The following is a 22,079-nucleotide window of genomic DNA, read 5'->3' as shown; positions in this document are numbered from 1 at the left end:
ACAATGAGAGCCTCTATGTGTTTTACCACTGATTGCGCGTTGGAAATTTACGTGGTGGACTCGGTAATCCTGATTTTTATTGGGAATCCGCTTTGGGCGCGGCCGAAAGGATATTTTCATTCGGTATTTCCGAAGTACTCACCGCACTTTCTTTTTCGTCTTGAACTTCTTCTTGTTCAGATTCTTGTTTTTCTGCGCGAAGTTCGGCTTGGGCCAGGCCGATCACAAGAAGTGAAGATACAAGGGCTGCTGCCATCTTAAAACTGAAGTGTGTCATAAGCTTGAGTTCCTCCAGAACAGTTTGCTTGAATCGCTGAAGTAGGGTAACCGAAAGAAGTAAAAATCTTATGAATATGGCATTTAAATTCTTTAATACCGGTGCTGCAAAATAAGGCAGAAATTGAGGCCCCGGCGTTGAAGGGTTTGCGCCGAGGCCTGAGGGGCTTCGTTTCCTGTTTTTTTAAGAGAGGAGCGAAGAGCCCATCATGCCCGCCGCTGCTCCATAACACGAGTTAAATATCCGTAAGATATTGAAATTATTCGTTAAAAATTTGTCATAAAAATTTACAAGGGCCAGCTTGACGAATGCGAAGTCCGACCCACATTTAAATTGCTATAAGCAGTTAATTTTTAAGGAGAATTAGTATGGGTAAAATAATAGGTATCGACTTAGGAACGACGAACTCATGCGTCGCGATCATGGAAGGCGGCGAGCCCAAAGTGCTTGTGAATGAAGAGGGCGCTCGTACTACTCCTTCAGTGGTCGCTTACACGAAGGATGGCGATCGTTTGGTCGGTCAAATCGCTAAGCGTCAGGCCGTAACAAATCCTGAAAACACGATTTATTCTGCGAAACGTTTCATCGGTCGCAGATTTGAAGAAGTTCAAGAGGAAATCAAACTTGTTCCTTACACTGTTGTTGGTAAAGGCAATGACTGTGCTTTCAAAGTTCAAGGCAAACAGGTTTCTCCCGAGGAAATCGGTGCTGCCGTTCTTGCGAAACTAAAAAAGGTCGCAGAGGACTATCTCGGTGAGCCGGTCACTGAAGCTGTTGTGACAGTTCCAGCTTACTTCAACGATGCGCAAAGACAGGCGACAAAAGACGCCGGTCGCATCGCGGGTCTTGAAATCAAACGTATCATCAACGAACCCACGGCCGCAGCCTTGGCTTACGGCATGGAAAGAAAGAAAGACGAAAAAATCGCTATCTACGACTTCGGTGGTGGTACATTCGATATTTCTATCTTGGAGGTCGGTGATGGAGTTGTGGAAGTTCGCGCTACTAATGGGGACACTCATTTGGGTGGCGATAACTTTGACACCGTAATTTTAGAATGGTTGATCTCAGAATTTAAAAAAGATCAGGCCATCGATCTTAAAAACGACAAAATGGCTTTGCAACGTCTGAAAGAAGCGGCAGAGAAAGCGAAAATCGAACTTTCTTCCGCTCAGGAAACTGAAATCAATCTTCCGTTCATCACGGCAGACCAATCAGGTCCTAAGCATTTGCAAACTCGTTTAACTCGCGCAAAATTCGATCAGATGACCGAAGATCTAGTGAAGCGCTCGATGGAGCCTTGCCGTAAAGCTTTGGCGGATGCGGGCATGAAAGCTTCCGAGATCGACGAAGTGGTTTTGGTGGGTGGATCGACGCGTATCCCTTCTATCCAAAAAGCTGTGAAAGAATTCTTCGGCAAAGAACCAAACCGTACGGTGAACCCGGACGAAGTGGTCGCTGTAGGTGCGGCTGTTCAAGGTGGCGTTCTTACCGGTGATGTTAAAGACGTTCTTCTTCTTGACGTCACTCCACTAAGCCTTGGTATCGAGACTTTGGGCGGCGTGATGACGACTTTGATCGAAAGAAACTCGGCGATTCCTACGAAGAAATCTCAGGTGTTCTCTACTGCCGCTGATAATCAGCCAGCCGTAGACATCCACGTTCTTCAAGGTGAGCGCAAGATGGCTTCTGATAACAAAACACTAGGACGCTTTGAACTTGTGGGTATCCCACCAGCTCCACGCGGTGTTCCTCAAGTTGAAGTGACTTTTGATATCGACGCCAACGGTATCTTGCATGTCAGTGCGAAAGACATGTCTTCAGGCAAGACTCAACAGATCAAGATCACAGCGCAATCAGGTCTTTCTGAAGAAGAGATCAAGCGCGCGGTGAACGATGCTGAAGGCCATGCGGAAGAAGATAAACGTAAGGCCGAAGCGGCGACGCAAAGAAACAACTTGGACAACCTGGTTTATCAAACCGAGAAGTTGATCAAGGATTCCGGTTCTCAATTGCCTGAAGCCGAAGTGAAAGCAGCTAACGATGCAATCGCGGAAGCGAAGAAGGTGCTTGAGAACAAAGATGCTGAGGTCAGTGAGCTGAAAGCGCAATTCGAAAAACTTCAAGGCGTGACTCACAAAATGACTTCTGAGCTTTACAAAAAGCAAGGAGGCCAACCTGGCGCTGACGGATCTTCTGAAGCTGGCGGCGAAGCCAAAGCGGAAGAAAAAAGCGGCGACGATGTGATCGACGCTGACTATAAAGACGTCAACTAATCCTAGGGGTTTCTAACATAAAACTTAAAAGGCCTGTTCGAAAGAACAGGCCTTTTTTATTTACACTTTTTAAGTTCAACTACTGAGGTTTAAGAGGTGTTTTGATATAGCTGACACCGTTCGATTCTGCTGGCGGCAAGTGTCCCGCACGAATATTCACTTGCAGACTGGGAATTAAAAGTTTGGGCGCAGCCAACGTGCTATCCCGTTGTTTGCGAAATTGAACGAAGTCTTTTTCGCTGACGTGTCCTGCCAACTGAATATTCTTTTCCTTTTGTTCCGCCACCGAAGTCTGATAGCGCAGTTCTCGCCCTTGCGGCTGATAGTCGTGACCGACGAAAATACGAGTGGCGTCGGGGAGGGTATAGATTCTTTCAGTGATGGATTTGTAAAGCAGTTCAGCACTGCCATGCGGGAAGTCACAACGACCTGTTCCAGAGTCAGGCATAAAAATCGCGTCCCCAGAAAACAGAGCGTCGCCTATCAGATACGAAACGCAAGCCGGGGTGTGTCCGGGTGTCGCAAGAACTTTGATTTTCAAGGAACCAGCTTCCAGGATTTGTCCGTCTTTTAAAAGAACATCAAAATCTTTCCCCGTGGCATCAAGATCGGAAAGGTTGAAAAAGGCTTTAAATGTTTTTTGTACTTCGGTAATACGTTCGCAGATGGCGACCTTAACAGACGGGAAAACATTTTTAAAAAGTTGTGAACTAGAAAGATGGTCGGCATGCGCATGAGTTTCCAAAACGAAGTAAGGCTGAAGACGTTGTGCTTGCAAAAACTCCACGACGGGCTCCATGGCCTTTGTAGACAGTTTGCCTGTCGCCTGGTCGAAGTCCCAAACCGGATCGACGACAACAGCATCCTTTGATTGGGAATCATAGGCGACATAGGTCAATGTAAAGGTCCCAGGATCAAAAAAATGTTTTATTTGTAAATCCATACATCCTTACCAATCAAAAAGTAGTCTTTGCCAAGAATATCCCGAGGATGATCTTATAGTGAAGGATTTAGTAAAGGATTCGAAAAATGACGGAAGGTATTGCCTACGCTCTTGGTGGTGGAGCTTTGATTGGTCTTTCAGTATCGCTGCTGTTGATTTGCAATGGACGCGTGGCGGGAATTAGCGGTATCACGCACAGTTTTTTGACGGTCTCCGATGGAAGATTTTGGCGGGGGGCTTTTTTGCTCGGTTTATTGTTGGGGGGCTTCGTGATGGGGCATCTTCAGCCCTCATTCTTTGCAACTTCAGAAAAATCATGGTTGGTAATTTTAGTCGCGGGATTTCTTGTCGGTCTTGGCACCGTGATGGGCGGCGGTTGCACGAGTGGACACGGTATCTGTGGTCTTTCGCGTCTTTCGCCACGCTCGCTGGTTGCGACGATGTTATTTATGTTTTCCGGGATCGCGATAGCAACCCTTCTAAGATATGTGTGGGGATAAAATGAAAAGTACCATGGCGCTGCAAGGGCTCGTTGCTCTGTTGGTTGGTTTTCTTTTTTCCTTCGGACTGGCAGTCGCGGGAATGACTGATCCTGCGAAGGTTCTGGGCTTTTTGACGTGGGATAAGAATTGGGACCCGACGCTGCTTTTTGTGATGATGGGGGCGATTCCCGTTCATGCTTTTATTTATTATCTCGCGCGAAAAAGAACGTCTCCTTTGCTGGATTCACGATGGCATGTGCCGCAGTCAAAGCAGATCAATCGCGCTCTTGTTTTGGGCAGTCTTTTGTTTGGTTTGGGTTGGGGCTTAGCGGGGTACTGTCCCGGTCCAGTGATCACCTCTGTGGGTGCGGGATCGATGCAGGCTCTTGTCTTTGTAGCTGCCATGTTGGTGGGGATGAGTGCTCAGCGCTTTTTTAAATATGAATCCAAGTAACATTGCCGACGTGTAAAGTTTTGAGTCAAAGTTCAAGCCCCTGGGGCCAAGAAATTTTGCGCAGCAACTTTCTGTAATTATAAATTTGACCTCACTATTTGAAGGTTTACGATGAAAGGTGAGGTGAGTATGCATAAAGAACTTTATCCCATTCCCGCAGACGTCGCGAAACACGCCTGGATCAATGAAGCCAAGTACAAAGAGATGTACGAAAAATCCATTAAAGACCCTGAAGGATTTTGGGCGGAAGCCGCCGAGCGTTTAGACTGGTTTAAAAAGTGGGACAAGGTTAAAGAAACCAGCTTCAAGAAACCTGTCAGTATCAAATGGTTTCAAGGCGGAAAGCTCAATGTCTCTTATAACTGTATTGATAGGCACCTGAAAAAGAATGGCGACAAAGTCGCTTTGATCTGGGAAGGCGACAACCCGCAAACTCCCTCCAAAAAAATCACTTATAAAGAATTGCATCAGGAAGTTTGTCGTTTTGCGAACATCCTAAAGAGGATGGGCGTCAAAAAAGGCGACGTGGTCACGATCTATCTTCCGATGATTCCCGAAGCCGCCTATGCCATGTTGGCCTGCACTCGTCTGGGAGCTGTGCACTCGGTGATTTTCGGTGGCTTCGCATCGGACTCTATTGCGGACCGTCTTTTAGATGGTGAATCGAAATACATCGTTACAGCGGATGCGGGATTTCGTGGTGGTAAAACAATTGCCTTGAAAGAAAACATCGATAAAGCCCTGTTGCGCGCGCCGGTCGAAAAAGTGCTGGTTGTGAAATATGCGCAGACTGACATTCAGATGCAGCCCGGCCGAGATCTGTGGTTGCATGACGAAGTTAAGACGGTGAGCGATCAGTGTGAACCCGAACACATGGACGCGGAAGATCCTTTGTTTATTCTTTATACTTCGGGTTCCACAGGCAAACCTAAAGGTGTGCTGCATACCACGGGCGGATATCTGCTTTGGGCCAGCATCACTCACGAGTATGTTTTCGATTACCACGATAATGATATTTACTGGTGTTCGGCGGACATTGGTTGGGTCACGGGCCATAGCTACATGGTGTATGGGCCTTTAGCCAATGCGGCGACTTCGCTGATCTTCGAAGGTGTCCCGAATTATCCCACACCCTCGCGTTTCTGGGACGTGGTTGATAAACATCAAGTCTCGATTTTTTATACGTCTCCCACGGCTCTAAGATCCCTGATGCGGGAAGGGGATGCTTATGTCAAAAGTGCTTCGCGTAAAACGTTAAGAATTTTGGGAACTGTCGGCGAGCCGATCAACCCGGAAGCGTGGGCCTGGTATCACGAAGTTGTCGGCGAAGGCCGTTGCCCGATTGTGGATACTTGGTGGCAGACAGAAACCGGGGGGCACATGATCACGCCATTGCCGGGAGCCATCGCGACGAAGCCAGGTTCTGCGACTCTGCCATTTTTTGGTGTGCAGCCGAAGTTGCTGACCGTCGAGGGGAAAGAGATCAAAGAAGTTGAAGGCGAAGGTGTATTGGTGATTGCTGACTCTTGGCCGGGTCAGATGCGCACGGTGTATCGCAATCATGACCGCTTCGAAGAAACATATTTTTCGACTTATCCCGGTTATTACTTTTCAGGAGATGGATGTCGACGCGACAAAGACGGTTACTATTGGATTACCGGTCGGGTCGATGATGTGATCAATGTTTCAGGGCATCGTATCGGAACTGCGGAAATTGAATCGGCTCTTGTTGCGAATCCTCGTGTGGCGGAGGCCGCTGTCGTCGGTTATCCGCATGATATCAAAGGGCAGGGCATTTATGCCTTTGTCACCTTGAAAACAGGGGAGCAGCCCAGCGAGGAAATCCGCAAAGAACTTATCCAGACAGTCAGAAAAGAAATCGGTCCGATCGCCACCCCAGATCTGATTCAGTGGGCATTTCGTTTGCCAAAGACTCGTTCAGGGAAAATCATGCGTCGGATTCTACGGAAAATCGCGGAAAATCACCCAGATCAATTGGGCGATATCTCGACGCTTTCGGACCCTAGTGTCGTCCAAGAACTGGTGGACAACAGGCTGAATCGGTGATAGTTTTGCGCTCTGCATAAATGAGGATGTTCTATGAAAACGACACAATGGATGACTTTGGTTTTGATGGTTCTTGTTGCTGCATTCAGCCGCCTGATTCCTCACCCGTGGAATTTTACGGCGATCGGTGCGATGGCTCTTTTTGGCGGAACTTATTTCCCTTCTAAAAAACTGTCGATGGTAATTCCCTTGGCGGCACTTTTTATCAGCGACTTGGTGTTGGGTTTCCACACGACCATGCTTTACGTCTATGTCGGCTTTTTAGTGGCAGTGGTTTTAGGCTGGAATCTCCGAGAACAAAAGTCTGTCGTTCGCGTGGGAACGATGTCTTTGGTGACAAGCGCGGTTTTCTTCCTGATTTCTAATTTTGGCGTTTGGATGATGGAAGGTCTTTACGCCAAGAACCTGACCGGTTTGGTGTCTTGTTACGTAGCCGCAATTCCTTTCCTGGACAACCAGATCTTGGGAGACCTCTTCTTCTCAGCAGTTCTTTTTGGTGGCTACGAAGCTGTGAAAAAGTTTGCGCCTGATTTTGCGGTGCAAACTCAAGCCTAATCTCTAATCTATGGGAACACCCTGCAAGTGAGCTTGTTGGGTGTGTCGCAACAGAATCTTCTCCGTTAGAGCACAATCTTCCTCAATCAGCTCAATATTCTTTTAGACTCTCCGACAAGGCCATCGTGGTGGCTGAATGAAGAGTAAAACTCACATAGAAATTGAAGATCTGCCTTCTTATCTGCAGCTTCGGGTCCAAGGGGTCCTGGATGAGTACGCCGAGCTTCCTGTTGTCACAGTGGCGGAAAATCGGGATGTGCTTTTCGATCTTCAGGGTTTTCAGAGTATTAACTCCATGGGCATTCGACTTTGGATAGAGTGGCTTTCGGGGATGAAGTTTCGTTTGTTCTTCTTTCGTCATTGCCCCAAAGTTTTTATTGATCAGTTGAATAACGTTGTCGGCTTCATTCCTGAAAACTCCGTCATCGAGTCCTTTTACGTTCCCTATCATTCTCCAGTAACAGATGAGGAAGCCTCTATTCTGTTTCGTAAGGGGGATCACTTCATGAAGGGAAAAATTTTGGCGATGCCGGAAGTTCTGGATGTCAATTTTTCTCGTATGGAAATCGATGTTCTTCCCGAAAAATATTTACGTTTTTTGCCTCGTTTTGCCAGGTAGAATCAATCTGCCATTGCCTGGCGACGGCATTTCCGGGTAAAAGTCCCTATGGCATTGGACACCCCTGGATTCTCGCAAAAACAATTAGGTTTGCATCGCCCCATCTTGCAGGGGAAGGTGAACTTTCCGCTTTGTCTGGCACCGATGGTAGGCTTGACTCACGTGGCGTTGCGGGAAGTGATTCGTGATTATATGCCTGCAGATGCTTATACAATCTGGCCTACAGAAATGTTGAACTCTCGTCGCATTCCCAACGAGAATCTGGCGACGACTCCCGAGACCATGCGCGCGGCCCACGAAACCGGACTGGTTCCTCAAATTTTAGGCAACGAAGAAGTTCCCATCATGGAAAGTGTCAAACGTTTGATTGAGTGGGGAGCGGAAGCCATCGACATCAATATGGGCTGCCCGGTGCAGAAGGCCTTGAAGCACAATTACGGCGTGGCTTTGATGGGCGATCCGTCCTATGCGGCGGAAGTCGTGCGCATGACCGTCAAAAACGCGACGGTTCCCGTCAGTGTGAAGTTGCGTGCCGTGGGCAGTACGAAAGAGTTTGATGATCTTTTAAAGTTCGTCACAGGCCTGCGTGATTCAGGAGCGGCTTGGGTGTGTCTCCATCCCCGAACAGCGGAGCAAAAACGTCGTGGTTCTGCGGATTGGGAGCAAATCAAACAACTTCATAAAGCGGTCGATTTTCCTGTCATTGGCAACGGTGATATTCAAACAGCCGAGGACGCGGTGGCAATGTTACAGGAAACCGGTTGCGATATGGCGATGGCAGGACGCGCTTTAGCCGCACGTCCTTGGATGATGTGGCAACTTGGAGAAGACCTGGGTTTTGCCACGCCCCCGGGAAAAGAAGGACTGACGGCGCCTCGAACTTCGGAAGAAGAGGGGGCTGAATATGGAAAATGTCTTTTAAAATTAATTCAATTAAGTCGGCAGTACTTTGGCGATGATTTAGCGATGCGCAAAGTTCGCTTCTATGTCAGAACAACCAGCGTGTGGTTGCTTTTTGGTAATGCCCTTGTTGGCGTCTGTGCAAAGGCCCGCACCGTTGATGAAATGTTTGAGGGCGTGCGGAAGTTTTTCGAGGGCCCGGTTGAAATGAGCCCCCGAACTGAATTGCGCCAATAACTAAGGATAGCGTGGCGGAACAGGCGGATTCGGCGGACGAATCTCCTGCTGACCATAAGCTGAAAGATTCACTTTATAATTCTTGTCTGAAGTCCATACCAACAATGTTCCACTGGCATGGCCTGGAAAAGTATTCCAGTAAGTCACAAAAATCTGACAAGATTTTCCCGGTTTCAAAGAGGTCGGGCAGTTGTCTTTGGCGGAAAAGCCCATGCCCTGAATGTCCCAGACGATCTTCGTAAGGTCTTGCTCACCGGTGTTCTTCAGCTGCAGACTTCCACGGGCGACTCCGTTGTAGGGAGCTGAGCCTAAGCCCATGTAAATCACTTCGGTTTGATTGGCACCGACTTCCTGAGCCTGTGCGGAGACCGAGAAAACGACTGCGAGTACGAGTAAAAAAGTTTTCATTTTATTTTCCTTCCAGCAGGGGCTCGAGTTTGCCCTCTTCATCCAAGGCTTTAAGATCGGTGTATCCACCCACCAATTGGCCCTTGATAAGAATAATCGGGACTGTTCTCCAGCCTGTTTCATTTTTGATACGATCAATTTCTTCTTGCTTGCCGGTCAGGTCCACAAGTTCGTAATCAATACCTTTGCCATTTAAAAAATTAATGGCGCGGTCGCAATAAGGACAGGGATCTTTTTTATAAATAAGCACTTTAGCCATGATTCTTTTTGACATAGGCCTGTCGGGGAGACAAGGATTCTTCCTGTCATGCAGTGCTTACTTTGTCAGTCTCCAAACTCAAACTCTTTTAAAGTGGTCAAGAAGCCCGAACGCAGTTATTTTCACTGTGAGGATTGTGATTTTATCTTCATGAATCCCGCAGAGCGTCTGAGCGCGGTAGAAGAGAAACAAAGATACGATCTGCATCAGAATCAGGAAAGTGCGGGGTACCTGGCTTTCTTCGCGCCCCTCATTAAAGCCGTTGTCGATCACTTCCGCGCGGCTGGCGTGGAGAGCACTCAGTTGTCCAGTCTTGACTACGGGTGTGGACCGACCGCGATGTTAAGTGGGTTGTTGCAAGCAGAGGGTTTTGAAACTGCCAATTACGATTCTTTTTATTATCCAGAGACAGAGGTTTTTAAACGTACTTATCACCTAATCACCAGCACGGAAGTGTGGGAGCATCTTCATAATCCCAAAGAAGACATCGAGCGTATGTTGACGCTTCTCAAACCGGGTGGGATTTTGGCGGTCATGACTTCCGCTCACAAAGGTGAAGCCGCTTTTCATGATTGGCATTATCGTCGCGATCTCACCCATGTCGGTTTTTTCTCAGAACGAAGCATGCATTGGCTGACGGAACGATTCCGCTTACACACCGTGAAGATGAAGAGTCCTTATTTCATTTTTCAGAAGATGTTTTAAATCAAACAAATGTATAGGATGGCATTGATCTCAGAATGAGAATCTCTTGAACGAATCTTGATTGAATCCCAGAAAGCGCCGAAGAGTTAGTGGGAGTTTTTCTGGGATTTGTCAGCTTTTTTACTGTTCTGCTAGTTTCGTTGAGTTCTTTTGCTGTTTCAAGCAGTGAAAGCATTATCCTTTCGGTTGCGTGCAAAAAAAGACCTGAATGTGCAACGACCTACAAAGAACAAATTGAAAAAATAAAACTGTCTTGTGAAATGCAAGTGCAGTCTTTGAAGTGCGATGAACTGGCAAAAGAGCATGCGGACTGGGCGCCGTTGATGCGTCGTTGTGATTTGGACAGCTTGTGCAAACAGAACGATGAATATCTGCGCGAGCAGGGGATCGCGTGCCTGCGCGGATATAAAAACGCGATGGTCGATCTGGGCATATCTTTGAAGGATATGGCGGTTTCGCTAGGCGGCTTCATCGAAGACTCCTGGGAAAGCTTCAAAGCCAATAATAAAAAACGCAATGAGTTTATCCGCGAGTGCAACAAGAGTCTGGCCTGCAAGAAAGATCTTGTTAAAGATGACCATCGTTACAACAACCTCAGCGACGCCGATTTAGATAAATACACCGCTGCATTTTTGTATGTGCAGGCGCAAGATATGAAAGCCTATAAGGCTTCGATGGATCGGGTGCGCCCGAAGCCCTACGTGCCCCTTTCCGAGCGCATGAAGACGGACGATGTCGAAATTTCAGTAGAACAGCAGAATAAGCTCAATTCGCTGAAAAACATGGTGATGGAAAGTCTTCGTCAGCAATACCAACGCTACTCTTGTTACAACCCCTTGGCGCAGGAAGAGCTGGCGTGTTACGCCATCGGCAACGTGATCGACCCGTCCATTTTAGTTGGCGGCTATTTTATCAAAGGGGGCCGGGCGGCTCTGGCCGCTGGCAAAGGTCTTCGGGCTGAAAAGGTGGCGGTGGAAACTGCTGAAGCGGTGAAAGTGGCTGAGGCGGCGAAAACTTCAGAAGTCACCTCGGCGAAAACCTCGTCAAGCGGTGCGGTTTCTCAGACTCAGAAGGATGCCGACAATGCCGACATTGGCGCTCGGCGAAGAAAGTCAGACCGAGAGGTGCCAACGACAACCAGTTCGGCAAAGGCTTCTGCCGGATTCCATGATCGTGGAAGTTTGATCAAAAAGTATCTTGAATACTCGCCAACGACGGTCGCCCAGAACGAGAAGTGGATCGCCATGGCGAATTCCGGTAGCAAAAGCAAAGCTGTTTTCCTGGATGTTGAAAACTCGCAAATGAAAGTTCTGAACGACACCCTCAAAGATAAGAATCTAGTGACCAGTTTGACGAACTATCATAAGGATCTCTTAATCGGCAAAGTCAAAGCCTTGGAAAAAGAATATCCGGGCTTAGTGATTGATCCTTATTCGGACTTTAAGTCGATGCGTTTTGCCTTCAGCGGCAATGTCCCGAAAGATCTGGAAGCCAAACTGGCGAAAATATTTAAAGAGACCAACGCCGAATTCGATCTGCAGTTAAAAGAAAACGGAATCGTGCGTGCCGGAGCAGATTCTGACAAATGGTTTAGGGCGGGCCTGGGGCAGACCGCCGATCAATCCAATATCGCCGCCCGCTATTCGCGACAATTGGATGTCAACGATTTGCAGTCCTATGCCAAACCAGACCTCCAAAAAGCGATGGCGAAAAAGTTGTCTGATATCGAAGCGGATCGCCAAAATCTGCGCCAGTACTTTGGCAATACGAAGTTGGTTTCGGGACAAACTTTTGACACCGACGTGTATGACATTGTCAGAAAAGGCAACGGTGATACCGCCAAAATTTCCAAAGATCTGTCTATCCGTTTCGGGGCCGCTACCTTTGATGAAGTGCAGGTGAAGGTTTTGCAGCGTTATGTAAAGGCTGCGGATGAATTCTCTCCGGGACTGTATATTGCTCGTCGGGAAACGCCGCACTTCAATGACGCTGTGATGGGCGGTCTTTCTGCTGACATGATCGGCATGGGGGGCGCGAATTTAAAGGGAACGGCGGAAGCGTTGGCGGGAGCGAGCGATCTGGACAAAGTTTTAGAAAGCACGCGTCTGGCCGAAAAATCCGTCACGCAGCACTTCGTTGAGCAAAAGAAGGCCTTTCAGGATGTTATTCAGCGCTCCGTTGATCCGGGTAAACTGCAAACGGTCTGTTCCGGTGATGATTGTGTGGCCATCGCGACGAAACCCTTGTCGGCGAAGGATAAAGAAACCGTCTTGAGAAACTTAGCGGAAACAAAATATTCCGGAGCTTTCCGTCTTTCTTTTGTCTCTGACGGTGTCAAAGACGCTTCGGCGCGCAATATGTTGGCGACACATGGTGAGTCCGTGGAAAAAACTCTGCGCAAATCATTAAGCTCTTCGATGGAGCCCATAAAACTTAAAGGTTTAACCTTTGGCGTGGATATGCAAACCACGGATATCAACACGGGCGCGGTGAAACTTCTTATCGGCGAGGCTTCCTCGGTGCGACTTTCTGCGAATGAACGGGCGCAAATTCAAAAGGCTTTCAAAGAAGCTGTAGAGTCCTTAAATACCGAATTGCGTTCGCAAAGAACAAATGCCAGCTACTCGCCGGTTCATTAGGGCGCAGAACAGATGCGCTCAAGATGACTGAGAAATTCACTGGGCTTCTTAAGAATTTTTATTTCATCAAAGACCTGTTTGGCCTCGGCATTTTTTAAAGATAAAGCTTTAAGCCACTGTTTCGTGCGCGACACCGCAAAATAGTCGTTGATAAAAAGTGTGCTGGCCGCGAAGAACTGTGGCAGTAAGGGTTTAGCCCGTTGCCAGGTCATTTCCTCGACGGGTTCTTTAGACAGACTTTGTTTGATCTGCTGGAAGATGAACGGGTTGCTCATCACTCCGCGACCAATCATGTAGTCTTCACACTGTGTGACTTCAACACAGCGGTGGAAGTCCGAGACGTTCCAGATTTCACCGTTAGCGATGATTTTAAGTTTGGTCGCTTCTTTGATTTTAGGAATCCACTCCCAGTAGGCCGGCGGCTTGTAACCATCCGTCTTGGTTCGGCAGTGCACGGTCAGCCAGGTGGCGTTGGCCGCCTCGACGGCTTGGGCGATCTCAAGACATTTTGCCGGATCATCAAAACCCAGGCGAATTTTCGCGGTGACGGGAATATGTTCTGGGACGGCTTTGCGAACGGTGTCGACGATGGTGTGCACACGGTCGCAGGACTTCAACAAGCTGGCGCCGCCGTCGTGGCGATTCACTGTTTTTGCGGGACAACCAAAATTCAAATCAATTCCTAAGGCCCCCAGCTTGACGGCTCTTTGCGCATTGAGGGCTAAAGGTTCGGCATGGCCGCCAAGAAGTTGCACGAAAACAGGTGTGCCCCAGCGGGTGCGGGAATTGGTTTTTAGCTCGGGACAGTTTTTGTAAAAGACGCTCTCGGGGTGCAGGCGATCGGTGACCCGCAGAAACTCGGTCACACACTGATCCACACCACCAATTTGCGTTAAAGTGTCGCGCATCACCCAGTCAACGACACCTTCCATCGGAGCCAAAAACAGCTTCATCTTCTACAGGCCGCCCATTTTTTTAACGATCTCGAAATGTTTTTTGTCGACAGGTTGCACGGACAGACGTGAACCTTTCTGCAAGACAACCATCTCCGCCAGTTTCTCATTTTCGCGCAGGTCCGTCAGGCTGATGAAGTTTTTCAGTTTGGCCACGAACTCCACTTCCACGCAGAACCAGATTGGCTTTTCTTTGGTGGCCTTTGCATCGAAGTAATCTGATTTTTTGTCGAATTGAGTTTTATCCGCCGCCGCCGCTTTAGAAACCTTAGCAATGCCTGCCACGCCCGAGGGCTCGGCATTCGAATGATAGAACAAAACCAGATCTCCGACAGACATCTCTTTGGACATGAAATTGCGGGCTTGATAGTTGCGCACGCCTTCCCACCAGGTCGTTTTATCTTTTTGAAGAGTGTCGATGGAGTAGACGTCCGGTTCTGATTTCATCAACCAGTATTTCATTTTGTTTTCTCCGCTTTGATTTTGCCGGATTTAAAAAACCATTCTCCCGCTTGTTTGCGGAAGGTGCTGACTTCGTGATGAACATAGTCTTCGTCATCCACCGTGTAAAAGGCTTTAAATTCAACCGTGCCCTTGGTGCCTTTTTCTTCGGACTTGATGATTTCCAGCTTTTGGAACTGCGCGCGCTCGGCCCATTCGCGGTTGGCGTCCTCATCGATGCTGTCTAAAGTTTGTGGATCGGTCGTGTCTCGCAAGTAATCCATTTGATTTTTTGCAAAGGCGGAATAACGGGACCGCATCAAAGCCTCTGCCGTCGGCGCCAAGGCTTTGCCAGAATGATAAGGACCACAACATTCACTATAATTTTTTTCAGAACCACAAGGACATTTCATAGTCCGCGAAACTAACACAAGGCCCCCTTTGCCACCTAGAGTTTCATTCGCATCGCGTCGCGCAAAAAGGTACCTGCTTCCTTTTCTCAACAAAGGGAAGCAGGTACCTTTAAGGGATGGAAAAAAAATGGGTATTTATTACTGGGGCGACATCGGGGATTGGCTGGGCGACAGCGTTGGCGTTGGCGGGGCAGGGGTATAGCATTTTTGCGACCGGGCGCCGACAGGAAAGACTGACGGAACTTGAGGCGGCCTTAAAGGCGGCACATCCGAACGTTCAGGTTAAAACCGCTCACTTTGATATTAGTGACCGTGATGAAGTGACACAGTTTATGAACGCGCACGCGGCAGAGATGGCCTCTATCGACGTCCTTGTGAACAATGCCGGACTGGCTAAAGGCGTTGATAAAATGCAAGATGGAAAGCTTCAAGATTGGGACACGATGATCGATACCAACATCAAGGGGCTTTTGTACGTCACTCGTGGCATCGTGGAGTACATGGTGCGAAGAAATGCCGGTCATATTGTGAATCTGGGGTCGGTTGCGGGGCGCTGGACTTATCCGGGCGGCGGTGTTTACTGCGCTACGAAGTTTGCTGTGCGTGCCCTCAGTGAAGGTCTGCGCATGGATCTTTTGGGAAGTAAGGTGCGGGTGACAAATATTGAGCCGGGCATGGTCCACACTGAATTTTCTTTCGTTCGATTTGAAGATCAAACCAAGGCGGATAAGGTTTACGAAGGCATGACGCCTCTTTCCGCGCAGGATATTGCCGAAACCATCGCGTGGTGCGTGGCGCGCCCGGCGCACGTGAATATCCAGGAACTTGTTATTTATCCAACGGATCAGGCTCACGTAGGCCAAGTGGCAAGAAAGAACTAAAGTAAATCCTGAAGGAGTGTGCAAATGGCAGATATGCGCATTGAAAAAGACACCATGGGCGAAGTCCAAGTTCCCGCTGACAAATTCTGGGGAGCTCAGACGCAACGGTCGACGCAGAATTTTCGCATTGGCGGCGATCGTTTTCCTCGCGAAATGATCCGCGCTTTAGGAATTTTAAAAAAATGTGCCGCACAAACAAATCACAAGTTGGGCTTGTTGGAGGCAAAAAAGAAGGACGTCATTGTTAGAGCTGCCGATGAAGTGATCGCAGGCAAACTGGATGCTCACTTTCCTCTGGTCGTGTGGCAAACCGGGTCGGGCACTCAGACAAATATGAATGCCAATGAGGTTATTGCCAACCGGGCCATGGATATGCTGGGAATTCAGTTGCCCAGCAAAGAGATTCACCCAAATGATGACGTGAATAAAGGGCAGTCGTCCAACGACACTTTTCCCACGGCCATGCACATCGCGGTGGCCGAGCAGATTCATCATCGTTTGTTGCCGATGATGGCAAAGCTGCACAAAGCCTTAGAACAAAAACAAAATGAATTTAAAGACATTGTCAAAATCGGGCGCACCCATTTGATGGATGCGACACCGTTGACTCTGGGGCAAGAGTTTTCGGGATATTCCACGCAGATGAAGCACTCCCTTCAGAGAGTCAAAAACACATTGCCTCATTTGCATGAGCTGGCCTTAGGCGGGACGGCGGTCGGCACCGGTTTAAACACGCATCCGCAATTCGCGGAACAAGCGGCCCAGGCTATTGCCGCAGAAACCCAGATTCCGTTTGTTTCAGCCGAAAATAAATTTGAAGCTTTGGCCGCGCATGATGCGTTGGTTGAAGTCAGTGGGGCCCTCAATTCCGTGGCCGTGTCTTTGATGAAGATTGCCAATGACATTCGTCTTTTGGGATCGGGGCCTCGGTGTGGAATTGGCGAGCTGCATCTTCCGGAAAACGAGCCTGGCAGCTCTATTATGCCCGGAAAAGTGAACCCAACTCAGAGTGAAGCCATGACCATGGTCTGTGCGCAAGTCATGGGGAATCACGTGGCGGTGTCCATTGGCGGTGCGACGGGGCACTTTGAACTGAACGTCTTTAAGCCCCTGATCGTTTTTAATGTTTTAAACTCGATTCGTTTGCTGGCCGACGCCTGTGAATCCTTCACCGATCACTGTGTTGTCGGGATCGAAGCCAATGCCAAACAGATTCAGAAGCATCTCGAGCAGTCATTAATGCTGGTAACTGCTCTGAATCCTCACATTGGCTATGATAATGCAGCTAAAATTGCGAAAACTGCCCATAAAAACGGCACTACACTGCGCGACGAAGCCATCAATCTTGGACTCCTTTCTGGCGAAGAATTTGATAAGATAGTACAACCTAAGGATATGGTAGGGCGGTAGCCGCCTGGCCGGAACTGGAGTAGCATTCGATGAATTCACTATTGGCAAAAGCGGACTGGATGGAGCGCGAAGATATTCGCCCTTATGTGTTTGTTCGTCCAGAAAACCAAATTGCCCAACCTGGTTCCCTTCATCGTTTGGACTGGTTTCCTAAACAACCTATTTTCAAAGATCCTTTGGATATCGGCGAATTGGCTTTCGCGGATCGTATTTACTCTATCGAAGAAAGAGCCTTCGGTCCTTCCAACATGGCCATGCCTCGTTGGGTGTTTTATGATTGTGCCGTGATGCCGGGGTTTGTGGCGGGTTTTGCCTGCAAACCATCCGCGTTGACGAAAAGCATGCGTGAAGCCTTGGATCCTCAAAAGTATCCAGCGACAAATTCTCCGATCAAAACATCTGGCGTGCTGAAAGAAGTCACGTCACTGGATGAGATGGATTGGATTCCTTTATCTTTGTTCATCATCATTCCGACGATGCATCGTGGAGAGTGGGTCGCCCACAACCTGTGCTCGATCAACTCGTTATTGCCGCAAGGAGAAGGGCTTTACGGTTTGGGATTCTTATCCAAAGCCTTCGGTCTGTGGTATGCCAACGTCGATCAGTGTTCGGGAATGACCCAATGGGGAAGCCCGGCTTTAAAGCTGCACTCGCATTATGGTCACCTGGAAGTGATTGGAGCGTATGCGCCAGTGCATTCTCACGCCAAAACGATCACATACCGAGTGAAAGTAAATACCAATAACTGGGAAAAGTTTTTCAACAAAGGCGAAGACTATGCGTTTTTGGAAAACTATGGCCCGACCGGTGCGATGATTGATCCGAAAAGCGAGCAGAGCATGCTGGAGTTCCAACAGCGTATCGAGGGCAACAAAGGTCCTTACTTCTTGAGTGCGAGTGAAATCGCGCAGAAGAAGCTTGATGAAAAATTAATGATTTATAGTTTGAAACAACAATACTAGATAGGAAGAAAAATGACGATGAATACACTGCCCCCCGTCGCGAAATCTTTTTTTGCGTTTTGCAAAAAATGTGATGCTGATAGATACCATGTGGTCCTAGCCCACACATCGGCGACTTCCGCGAAAATCAAATGTGAGATTTGCGGGTCTCAGAAAACATACTCTCTTCCTAAAGCGCAAACAAAAACGGGCAAGCCTTTGACTGGGGCGGCAGCCAAGAAGCGTGAACAGACAATGAACTCCCGTCGCTCCAGCCACCGCAATGAATACGAAATGCTGATGGCGAATGAAAATGCACCGACGGCTGCATACAATATGAAGGGCAAGTTTGAAAAGAACACGAAACTTCAGCATCCCAAATTTGGCATGGGTTTCGTCAAAGACGCGATGTCTGATAAAATCGAAGTCGTCTTTGAAGATGAAGTTCGTACATTGATCCACAATCGAGTTTAATCTGTATCAGGAAGGCCGAAGTTCTTCGGCCTTCGAGTAGTGAGTATTATGGAATGGCTTAAGGGGCTGAACCCCGAGCAGCAAAAGGCCGTAAAGCACAATTACGGCCCTTTGCTTATTTTGGCAGGAGCGGGTTCAGGAAAAACGACAGTTCTTGTTTCAAGAACGGGGCGACTGATTTCGGAACGGGTGGCGCAGGCTCAGGAAATCTGCGTTCTCACGTTCACAAACAAGGCCGCGCGTGAACTTAAGCATCGGGTGGCGGCGAAGTTAGGCAATACCGGGAAAGATCTTTGGGCAGGGACTTTTCACTCATTCGGATTGCAAATTCTTCGGCGCTTCCATAAACACGCCGCTCTTTCACCCTATTTTGGCATCGTCGATCAGACGGACTGCAACGCCATTCTTAAAGACCTGATGAAGGATATTAAGAATTCGGGCAAAGACAAATTTGACGTCGATAAAATTCTTACCATGATCAATGACAAGCGCACCGGCTTGGCGCCGCAGACCGAGGCTTTTGACGAATACCACGAGATGGTCGAAGTCCTGACTCCGAAATTTGCCAAGCGCCTTGAGCATCTGGGGGTCGTGGACTTTGAAGGTCTTCTGATCAAGCCCTTGCAGCTTTTCCGAGAGCATCCAGATATTCTGGAAAAGGTTCAATCCATGTTCAGTCAGGTGATGGTCGATGAGTTTCAAGACACCAATCGCCTGCAAATGGATCTGATTCATCAGATCGTAAAGTCCCACAATAATCTGACGGTGGTCGGCGATGACGATCAATCCATTTATGGTTGGCGGGGCGCTGAAGTAAAAAACATTCTGAATTTTCCCCAAGAGTTTAAAAACTGTGAAGTGATTAAGCTTGAGCGAAACTATCGCTCTTCGGCGGAAATTCTGGCTGTGGCCAATGCCGCTATCTCCAAAAATAAAAACCGCCACGGAAAAGTCTTGCGGGCGGAAATCGCGCAAAGCACCGGGGTTCTGCCTGAAATGTTCCTGCTGGAGCGCGAAGAAGATGAATGTGAATTTGTGGTCAGTGAAGTACAGCACTTCCTGCGCCAAGGCCATTCGTATAAGGACTTTGCCGTTTTATATCGTTCTAACACCCAGGGTGGTTTGATCGAATCCTCTTTGCGACGGGCTAACATTCCTTATCATATCTCTGGAGGCACCTCGATTTTCGATCGCCGCGAAATCAAAGATCTGATGGCTTATTTGAAGCAGGCCTTGGCACCTAACGAGGTTTCCTTGCGCCGGATCATCAATGTGCCTTCGCGCGGGATCGGTGATACGACCATTGAAAAACTGAGCGAGTTTGCCTTGAAAAAGCGTATTAACTTTGTCGATGCCTGTCGTTTTTGGCGGGAGGCTGAAGTGCAGGAAAAAGCCGGCCTTGCGATCGACGAATTAATGAAGTTCATCGAAGATCTGCCCAAAAACATTTTGGATTACAATGTCGGTTCGTCGCCAGGCGCGAAGATGGTGCAGATTTTTGCCGATATCGGTTATCGCGAATACGTGTACGGCACGGCTGCGGACCCGACCAGTGCCGAGAAAAAGTGGATGGTCGTCGAAATCCTGGGCCGTATTTTGGATGCGTATCTAGGACGTCGGTCTTATGACGTGGAAAATATCAAATCTTTCGTGGATGCGATGTTGCTCCGGGATGATATGTCCGGGGAAGAAGAAGAACCTAACAAGGTTCAATTGATGACCTTGCATGCCTCGAAAGGGTTGGAGTTCCCGATCGTGATTCTGGCGGGGATCGAAGAGGATCTCTTGCCTCATAAAAACCTGGGGTCTGATATCGACGAAGAGCGCCGTTTATTCTACGTCGGCGTGACCCGCGCAAAAAGACGTCTGGTTATGTCGCGCTGTCAGCAACGCAAGAAGAATGGCGTGGTTCGTCCCTCAGCTCCCTCCAGATTTCTTTTAGAGATCCCGAAAGAGCTTTATACTGAGTTCCCTTTGGGCGCGCGCCCTGTATCGGGACAAGAGCGCGAAGACCTGGTTTCCAGCTTTTTGGCGAAGCTTGATAGCAAGCTGACGCCACCGCCGAAAAAATAATCTTAGAACATTTTCTGAAAATCAGGAGGCAGGGGCGTTTCAAAAGTCTGAACGCGTCCGCCAATGGGTAGGGTCAGTTGGAACGCATGCAAGAACATGCGATCTGTTTTGTAGATCTCGGCCATTTTGTCGTTGTAGGTAGGATCGCCGTAACGAGTGTCGCCGACAATGGCATGTTTAGCCAAGGCCGCGTGCTTACGAATTTGATGTTGGCGGCCGGTTAACAGGCGCACCTCGACCAGCGAGAAGTACTGGTTCGATTTGATCACTTTGTAAAGGGTTTTGGCTTCCAGGCGGTCTTTCAAAAGACCTTGGGGGTTTTTGCGACCTTCTGACTTATCAGAGATCGGCGTGGTCCACTCTTGCCATTTGTCGGAAACATCCATCGCGCCACGCAAGACGGCGTAGTACATTTTTTCGGCTTTGTGAGTTTGAAACTGTTCGGCCAAAGCGGCGGCGGTTTCTTGTTCGGTGGCAACGACCAGAAGACCACTGGTTTCTTTATCCAGGCGGTGCACCGGGTAGATGTCATGGAAAGTTCCGGGGTGAAGTTGCTTTTTTAAAATACTGCGAACGTCACCCGCTTCGTTGTGCACGGAAATGCCAGTGGGTTTGTTGATAATCAGCCAATGTTTGGATTTTTCAACCACGGGAAGTTTATTAACGGGCTTCATGTTGGGAACTCCTTCAGAATCTCTTGCACTTGCTCGACAAGAAGATCCTGTTCGGTCAAAGCACTGGAAAATAGAAACCTTTCTTTACGAGAGACCGCCCAAGAATGCACGGAAATTAAGACGAGAAGGTTGAAGAAGAACCCCAGCCAGCTCAAAAATAGGAAAAAACTACCCATTAGCAAAAGATTCTTTTCGTAGCCCCTCAGGGCTTGCGCTTCTTTTCCCTCCTGAAAACCCTCCAGATCCGAGTTCGACTCACGCCATAAAAGGCCGACCTTTTGAAGGTTCGCCTGAAGCCAACCAATGACATAAGCGGCAAGCCAACTTGGGGCCATAGACATCCTTTCAGCCAGGGTCAGGCCTGATTTTTGGCATCAGGGGACATATACCCAGGAGGGAGTGGCAAGAGAATGCAACAATGGGCGGCAGGGGGTGATTTATGAGTCCTGCGGTTCAGGAGTTCCTGCATTTTTTGGACACCTATCACGATGATGACCTTGATTATGGGGATTTTAAGCGTGAGGTCGATCTGCATCTTCGCCGCATGATTGAAGGTCTTCATCCCTTGACCCCTGAACAAATCTGGCAGCTGCGAAAAATGCGGGAACAGCTTCTTTGGTCCTATAATTTCGATGTCGAAGAGATGCGCTCTTTGCTGAAGACGGAATCCCAGCATCTAGAAGACTTCGTCCCACCGGAAATCTAACCGAATAACTCTGTGCGCCGCCCTTGCGCTGGGCGAGGCCTCTGGGTAGGCTTGATTCACCAGGAGGTTTCTGATGTCAGCATTGGCGCAACAGGAGTTTTGCATCTCGTTGAGTGATTTGGCCTCTTTTATGGATATCGCTCCGTCGGCAGTCAAACTGAAGGCCGAAAAACATCTGCAGAAAAAAATTAAATCACCCTGGCTTTTGCCCGAAGAAGTTCGCACTCTTTTATTGGCAGAAGGCTACAAATACCCACAAAAAGTGATCTCTGTGCAAATGCTCAAAGGGGGC

General features: G+C 48.5%; 24 protein-coding genes and 1 pseudogene. 16 read left to right on the top strand and 9 right to left on the bottom strand.

Features of this window, described 5'->3' with window-relative positions:
- Positions 1–76 precede the first annotated feature (76 nt).
- A complete protein-coding gene (locus tag OM95_RS03990; protein ID WP_041870574.1) occupies positions 77–277 on the bottom strand; it encodes a hypothetical protein in 201 nt (66 codons plus the stop codon).
- A gap of 368 nt (positions 278–645) precedes the next feature.
- Between OM95_RS03990 and dnaK the strand changes: the two genes are divergently transcribed.
- Positions 646–2,553: a molecular chaperone DnaK gene (gene dnaK / locus OM95_RS03985; RefSeq protein WP_041870572.1), complete on the top strand. Its 1,908-nt coding sequence runs from the start codon at positions 646–648 to the stop codon at positions 2,551–2,553.
- A 79-nt stretch (positions 2,554–2,632) separates the two neighbouring features.
- On the opposite strand, the gene OM95_RS03980 is transcribed toward dnaK, so the two are convergent.
- Positions 2,633–3,496 (bottom strand): MBL fold metallo-hydrolase, encoded by an 864-nt coding sequence (locus tag OM95_RS03980; protein WP_041870570.1) that lies wholly within the window; start codon positions 3,494–3,496, stop codon positions 2,633–2,635.
- Between the two features lie 86 nt (positions 3,497–3,582).
- Between OM95_RS03980 and OM95_RS03975 the strand changes: the two genes are divergently transcribed.
- The 6 genes from OM95_RS03975 to OM95_RS03950 all read left to right on the top strand — a co-directional run bounded on the left by OM95_RS03975 (position 3,583) and on the right by OM95_RS03950 (position 8,810).
- The gene (locus OM95_RS03975) at positions 3,583–3,996 is read left to right on the top strand and encodes a YeeE/YedE family protein (protein ID WP_041870568.1); all 414 of its coding nucleotides are present in this window, start codon (positions 3,583–3,585) and stop codon (positions 3,994–3,996) included.
- Position 3,997: 1 nt separating this feature from the next.
- Complete coding sequence (locus OM95_RS03970) at positions 3,998–4,432, top strand: YeeE/YedE family protein (RefSeq protein WP_041870565.1); 435 nt, start codon at positions 3,998–4,000, stop codon at positions 4,430–4,432.
- A 129-nt stretch (positions 4,433–4,561) separates the two neighbouring features.
- Positions 4,562–6,499 carry an acetate--CoA ligase gene (gene acs, locus OM95_RS03965; RefSeq protein WP_041870687.1) on the top strand — a complete coding sequence of 646 codons (1,938 nt, stop codon included), beginning with the start codon at positions 4,562–4,564 and terminating at the stop codon, positions 6,497–6,499.
- 33 nt (positions 6,500–6,532) lie between these two features.
- The gene (locus OM95_RS03960; RefSeq protein WP_041870563.1) at positions 6,533–7,054 is read left to right on the top strand and encodes a DUF6580 family putative transport protein; all 522 of its coding nucleotides are present in this window, start codon (positions 6,533–6,535) and stop codon (positions 7,052–7,054) included.
- A gap of 136 nt (positions 7,055–7,190) precedes the next feature.
- Positions 7,191–7,673: a hypothetical protein gene (locus OM95_RS03955; protein WP_041870560.1), complete on the top strand. Its 483-nt coding sequence runs from the start codon at positions 7,191–7,193 to the stop codon at positions 7,671–7,673.
- A 48-nt stretch (positions 7,674–7,721) separates the two neighbouring features.
- The gene (locus OM95_RS03950; protein ID WP_041870558.1) at positions 7,722–8,810 is read left to right on the top strand and encodes a tRNA-dihydrouridine synthase family protein; all 1,089 of its coding nucleotides are present in this window, start codon (positions 7,722–7,724) and stop codon (positions 8,808–8,810) included.
- Here OM95_RS03950 and OM95_RS03945 read toward each other — a convergent pair whose 3' ends face one another.
- Positions 8,811–9,218 (bottom strand): hypothetical protein, encoded by a 408-nt coding sequence (locus OM95_RS03945; protein ID WP_041870556.1) that lies wholly within the window; start codon positions 9,216–9,218, stop codon positions 8,811–8,813. It lies immediately after the preceding gene.
- Between the two features lies 1 nt (position 9,219).
- A complete protein-coding gene (locus tag OM95_RS03940) occupies positions 9,220–9,477 on the bottom strand; it encodes a glutaredoxin domain-containing protein (protein WP_041870685.1) in 258 nt (85 codons plus the stop codon).
- 93 nt (positions 9,478–9,570) lie between these two features.
- On the opposite strand from OM95_RS03940, the gene OM95_RS03935 reads away from it, so the two are divergent.
- Positions 9,571–10,182: a class I SAM-dependent methyltransferase gene (locus OM95_RS03935; RefSeq protein WP_291515538.1), complete on the top strand. Its 612-nt coding sequence runs from the start codon at positions 9,571–9,573 to the stop codon at positions 10,180–10,182.
- Between the two features lie 89 nt (positions 10,183–10,271).
- Positions 10,272–12,821: a hypothetical protein gene (locus OM95_RS03930; RefSeq protein WP_291515537.1), complete on the top strand. Its 2,550-nt coding sequence runs from the start codon at positions 10,272–10,274 to the stop codon at positions 12,819–12,821.
- Here the strand turns inward: OM95_RS03930 and OM95_RS03925 are convergent.
- Genes OM95_RS03925 through OM95_RS03915 form a run of 3 tightly spaced genes read right to left on the bottom strand, consistent with a single transcriptional unit; the run spans position 12,818 to position 14,646 of the window.
- Positions 12,818–13,774 carry a tRNA-dihydrouridine synthase family protein gene (locus tag OM95_RS03925; protein WP_041870552.1) on the bottom strand — a complete coding sequence of 319 codons (957 nt, stop codon included), beginning with the start codon at positions 13,772–13,774 and terminating at the stop codon, positions 12,818–12,820. The two genes, OM95_RS03930 and OM95_RS03925, sit on opposite strands and share 4 nt — an antisense overlap.
- A 3-nt stretch (positions 13,775–13,777) precedes the next feature.
- A complete protein-coding gene (locus OM95_RS03920; protein WP_041870550.1) occupies positions 13,778–14,236 on the bottom strand; it encodes an EVE domain-containing protein in 459 nt (152 codons plus the stop codon).
- Positions 14,233–14,646 (bottom strand): YchJ family metal-binding protein, encoded by a 414-nt coding sequence (locus OM95_RS03915; protein ID WP_291515536.1) that lies wholly within the window; start codon positions 14,644–14,646, stop codon positions 14,233–14,235. Before OM95_RS03915 ends, OM95_RS03920 begins: the two co-directional genes overlap by 4 nt.
- Positions 14,647–14,744: 98 nt before the next feature.
- Between OM95_RS03915 and OM95_RS03910 the strand changes: the two genes are divergently transcribed.
- Genes OM95_RS03910 through OM95_RS03890 form a run of 5 tightly spaced genes read left to right on the top strand, consistent with a single transcriptional unit; the run spans position 14,745 to position 20,407 of the window.
- Positions 14,745–15,509 (top strand): SDR family NAD(P)-dependent oxidoreductase, encoded by a 765-nt coding sequence (locus OM95_RS03910; protein ID WP_041870546.1) that lies wholly within the window; start codon positions 14,745–14,747, stop codon positions 15,507–15,509.
- 24 nt (positions 15,510–15,533) lie between these two features.
- Positions 15,534–16,919 carry a class II fumarate hydratase gene (gene fumC / locus OM95_RS03905; protein WP_291515535.1) on the top strand — a complete coding sequence of 462 codons (1,386 nt, stop codon included), beginning with the start codon at positions 15,534–15,536 and terminating at the stop codon, positions 16,917–16,919.
- A gap of 29 nt (positions 16,920–16,948) precedes the next feature.
- On the top strand, positions 16,949–17,881 hold the full coding sequence (locus OM95_RS03900; RefSeq protein WP_041870544.1) for a hypothetical protein: 933 nt from the start codon (positions 16,949–16,951) through the stop codon (positions 17,879–17,881).
- A gap of 12 nt (positions 17,882–17,893) precedes the next feature.
- The gene (locus OM95_RS03895) at positions 17,894–18,334 is read left to right on the top strand and encodes a hypothetical protein (RefSeq protein WP_041870542.1); all 441 of its coding nucleotides are present in this window, start codon (positions 17,894–17,896) and stop codon (positions 18,332–18,334) included.
- 48 nt (positions 18,335–18,382) lie between these two features.
- Positions 18,383–20,407, top strand: coding sequence for a UvrD-helicase domain-containing protein (locus OM95_RS03890; RefSeq protein ID WP_041870540.1), 2,025 nt, complete (start codon positions 18,383–18,385; stop codon positions 20,405–20,407).
- A 2-nt stretch (positions 20,408–20,409) separates the two neighbouring features.
- On the opposite strand, the gene OM95_RS03885 is transcribed toward OM95_RS03890, so the two are convergent.
- Together OM95_RS03885 and OM95_RS03880 are read right to left on the bottom strand one after the other, a co-directional pair.
- Complete coding sequence (locus OM95_RS03885; protein ID WP_291515534.1) at positions 20,410–21,081, bottom strand: RNA pseudouridine synthase; 672 nt, start codon at positions 21,079–21,081, stop codon at positions 20,410–20,412.
- Positions 21,078–21,416 carry a hypothetical protein gene (locus tag OM95_RS03880; RefSeq protein WP_291515533.1) on the bottom strand — a complete coding sequence of 113 codons (339 nt, stop codon included), beginning with the start codon at positions 21,414–21,416 and terminating at the stop codon, positions 21,078–21,080. The genes OM95_RS03885 and OM95_RS03880 overlap by 4 nt, the downstream gene beginning before the upstream one ends.
- A gap of 104 nt (positions 21,417–21,520) precedes the next feature.
- Between OM95_RS03880 and OM95_RS03875 the strand changes: the two genes are divergently transcribed.
- Positions 21,521–21,787 (top strand): hypothetical protein, encoded by a 267-nt coding sequence (locus tag OM95_RS03875; protein WP_041870537.1) that lies wholly within the window; start codon positions 21,521–21,523, stop codon positions 21,785–21,787.
- A gap of 73 nt (positions 21,788–21,860) precedes the next feature.
- Positions 21,861–22,079 (top strand): annotated as a pseudogene (locus OM95_RS03870) (ParA family protein); the annotation flags it as partial.

Source organism: Bdellovibrio sp. ArHS (genome assembly GCF_000786105.1).
GTDB lineage: Bacteria > Bdellovibrionota > Bdellovibrionia > Bdellovibrionales > Bdellovibrionaceae > Bdellovibrio.
This window is presented reverse-complemented; position numbering and strand designations above follow the sequence as displayed.

Bases quoted from the DNA above. Each gene is read 5' to 3' on its own strand.
- OM95_RS03990 (WP_041870574.1), bottom strand. From the start codon at position 277: ATGACACACTTCAGTTTTAAGATGGCAGCAGCCCTTGTATCTTCACTT.
- dnaK (WP_041870572.1), top strand. From the start codon at position 646: ATGGGTAAAATAATAGGTATCGACTTAGGAACGACGAACTCATGCGTC.
- OM95_RS03980 (WP_041870570.1), bottom strand. From the start codon at position 3,496: ATGGATTTACAAATAAAACATTTTTTTGATCCTGGGACCTTTACATTG.
- OM95_RS03975 (WP_041870568.1), top strand. From the start codon at position 3,583: ATGACGGAAGGTATTGCCTACGCTCTTGGTGGTGGAGCTTTGATTGGT.
- OM95_RS03970 (WP_041870565.1), top strand. From the start codon at position 3,998: ATGAAAAGTACCATGGCGCTGCAAGGGCTCGTTGCTCTGTTGGTTGGT.
- acs (WP_041870687.1), top strand. From the start codon at position 4,562: ATGCATAAAGAACTTTATCCCATTCCCGCAGACGTCGCGAAACACGCC.
- OM95_RS03960 (WP_041870563.1), top strand. From the start codon at position 6,533: ATGAAAACGACACAATGGATGACTTTGGTTTTGATGGTTCTTGTTGCT.
- OM95_RS03955 (WP_041870560.1), top strand. From the start codon at position 7,191: ATGAAGAGTAAAACTCACATAGAAATTGAAGATCTGCCTTCTTATCTG.
- OM95_RS03950 (WP_041870558.1), top strand. From the start codon at position 7,722: ATGGCATTGGACACCCCTGGATTCTCGCAAAAACAATTAGGTTTGCAT.
- OM95_RS03945 (WP_041870556.1), bottom strand. From the start codon at position 9,218: ATGAAAACTTTTTTACTCGTACTCGCAGTCGTTTTCTCGGTCTCCGCA.
- OM95_RS03940 (WP_041870685.1), bottom strand. From the start codon at position 9,477: ATGGCTAAAGTGCTTATTTATAAAAAAGATCCCTGTCCTTATTGCGAC.
- OM95_RS03925 (WP_041870552.1), bottom strand. From the start codon at position 13,774: ATGAAGCTGTTTTTGGCTCCGATGGAAGGTGTCGTTGACTGGGTGATG.
- OM95_RS03920 (WP_041870550.1), bottom strand. From the start codon at position 14,236: ATGAAATACTGGTTGATGAAATCAGAACCGGACGTCTACTCCATCGAC.
- OM95_RS03910 (WP_041870546.1), top strand. From the start codon at position 14,745: ATGGAAAAAAAATGGGTATTTATTACTGGGGCGACATCGGGGATTGGC.
- fumC (WP_291515535.1), top strand. From the start codon at position 15,534: ATGGCAGATATGCGCATTGAAAAAGACACCATGGGCGAAGTCCAAGTT.
- OM95_RS03900 (WP_041870544.1), top strand. From the start codon at position 16,949: ATGAATTCACTATTGGCAAAAGCGGACTGGATGGAGCGCGAAGATATT.
- OM95_RS03895 (WP_041870542.1), top strand. From the start codon at position 17,894: ATGACGATGAATACACTGCCCCCCGTCGCGAAATCTTTTTTTGCGTTT.
- OM95_RS03890 (WP_041870540.1), top strand. From the start codon at position 18,383: ATGGAATGGCTTAAGGGGCTGAACCCCGAGCAGCAAAAGGCCGTAAAG.
- OM95_RS03885 (WP_291515534.1), bottom strand. From the start codon at position 21,081: ATGAAGCCCGTTAATAAACTTCCCGTGGTTGAAAAATCCAAACATTGG.
- OM95_RS03880 (WP_291515533.1), bottom strand. From the start codon at position 21,416: ATGGCCCCAAGTTGGCTTGCCGCTTATGTCATTGGTTGGCTTCAGGCG.
- OM95_RS03875 (WP_041870537.1), top strand. From the start codon at position 21,521: ATGAGTCCTGCGGTTCAGGAGTTCCTGCATTTTTTGGACACCTATCAC.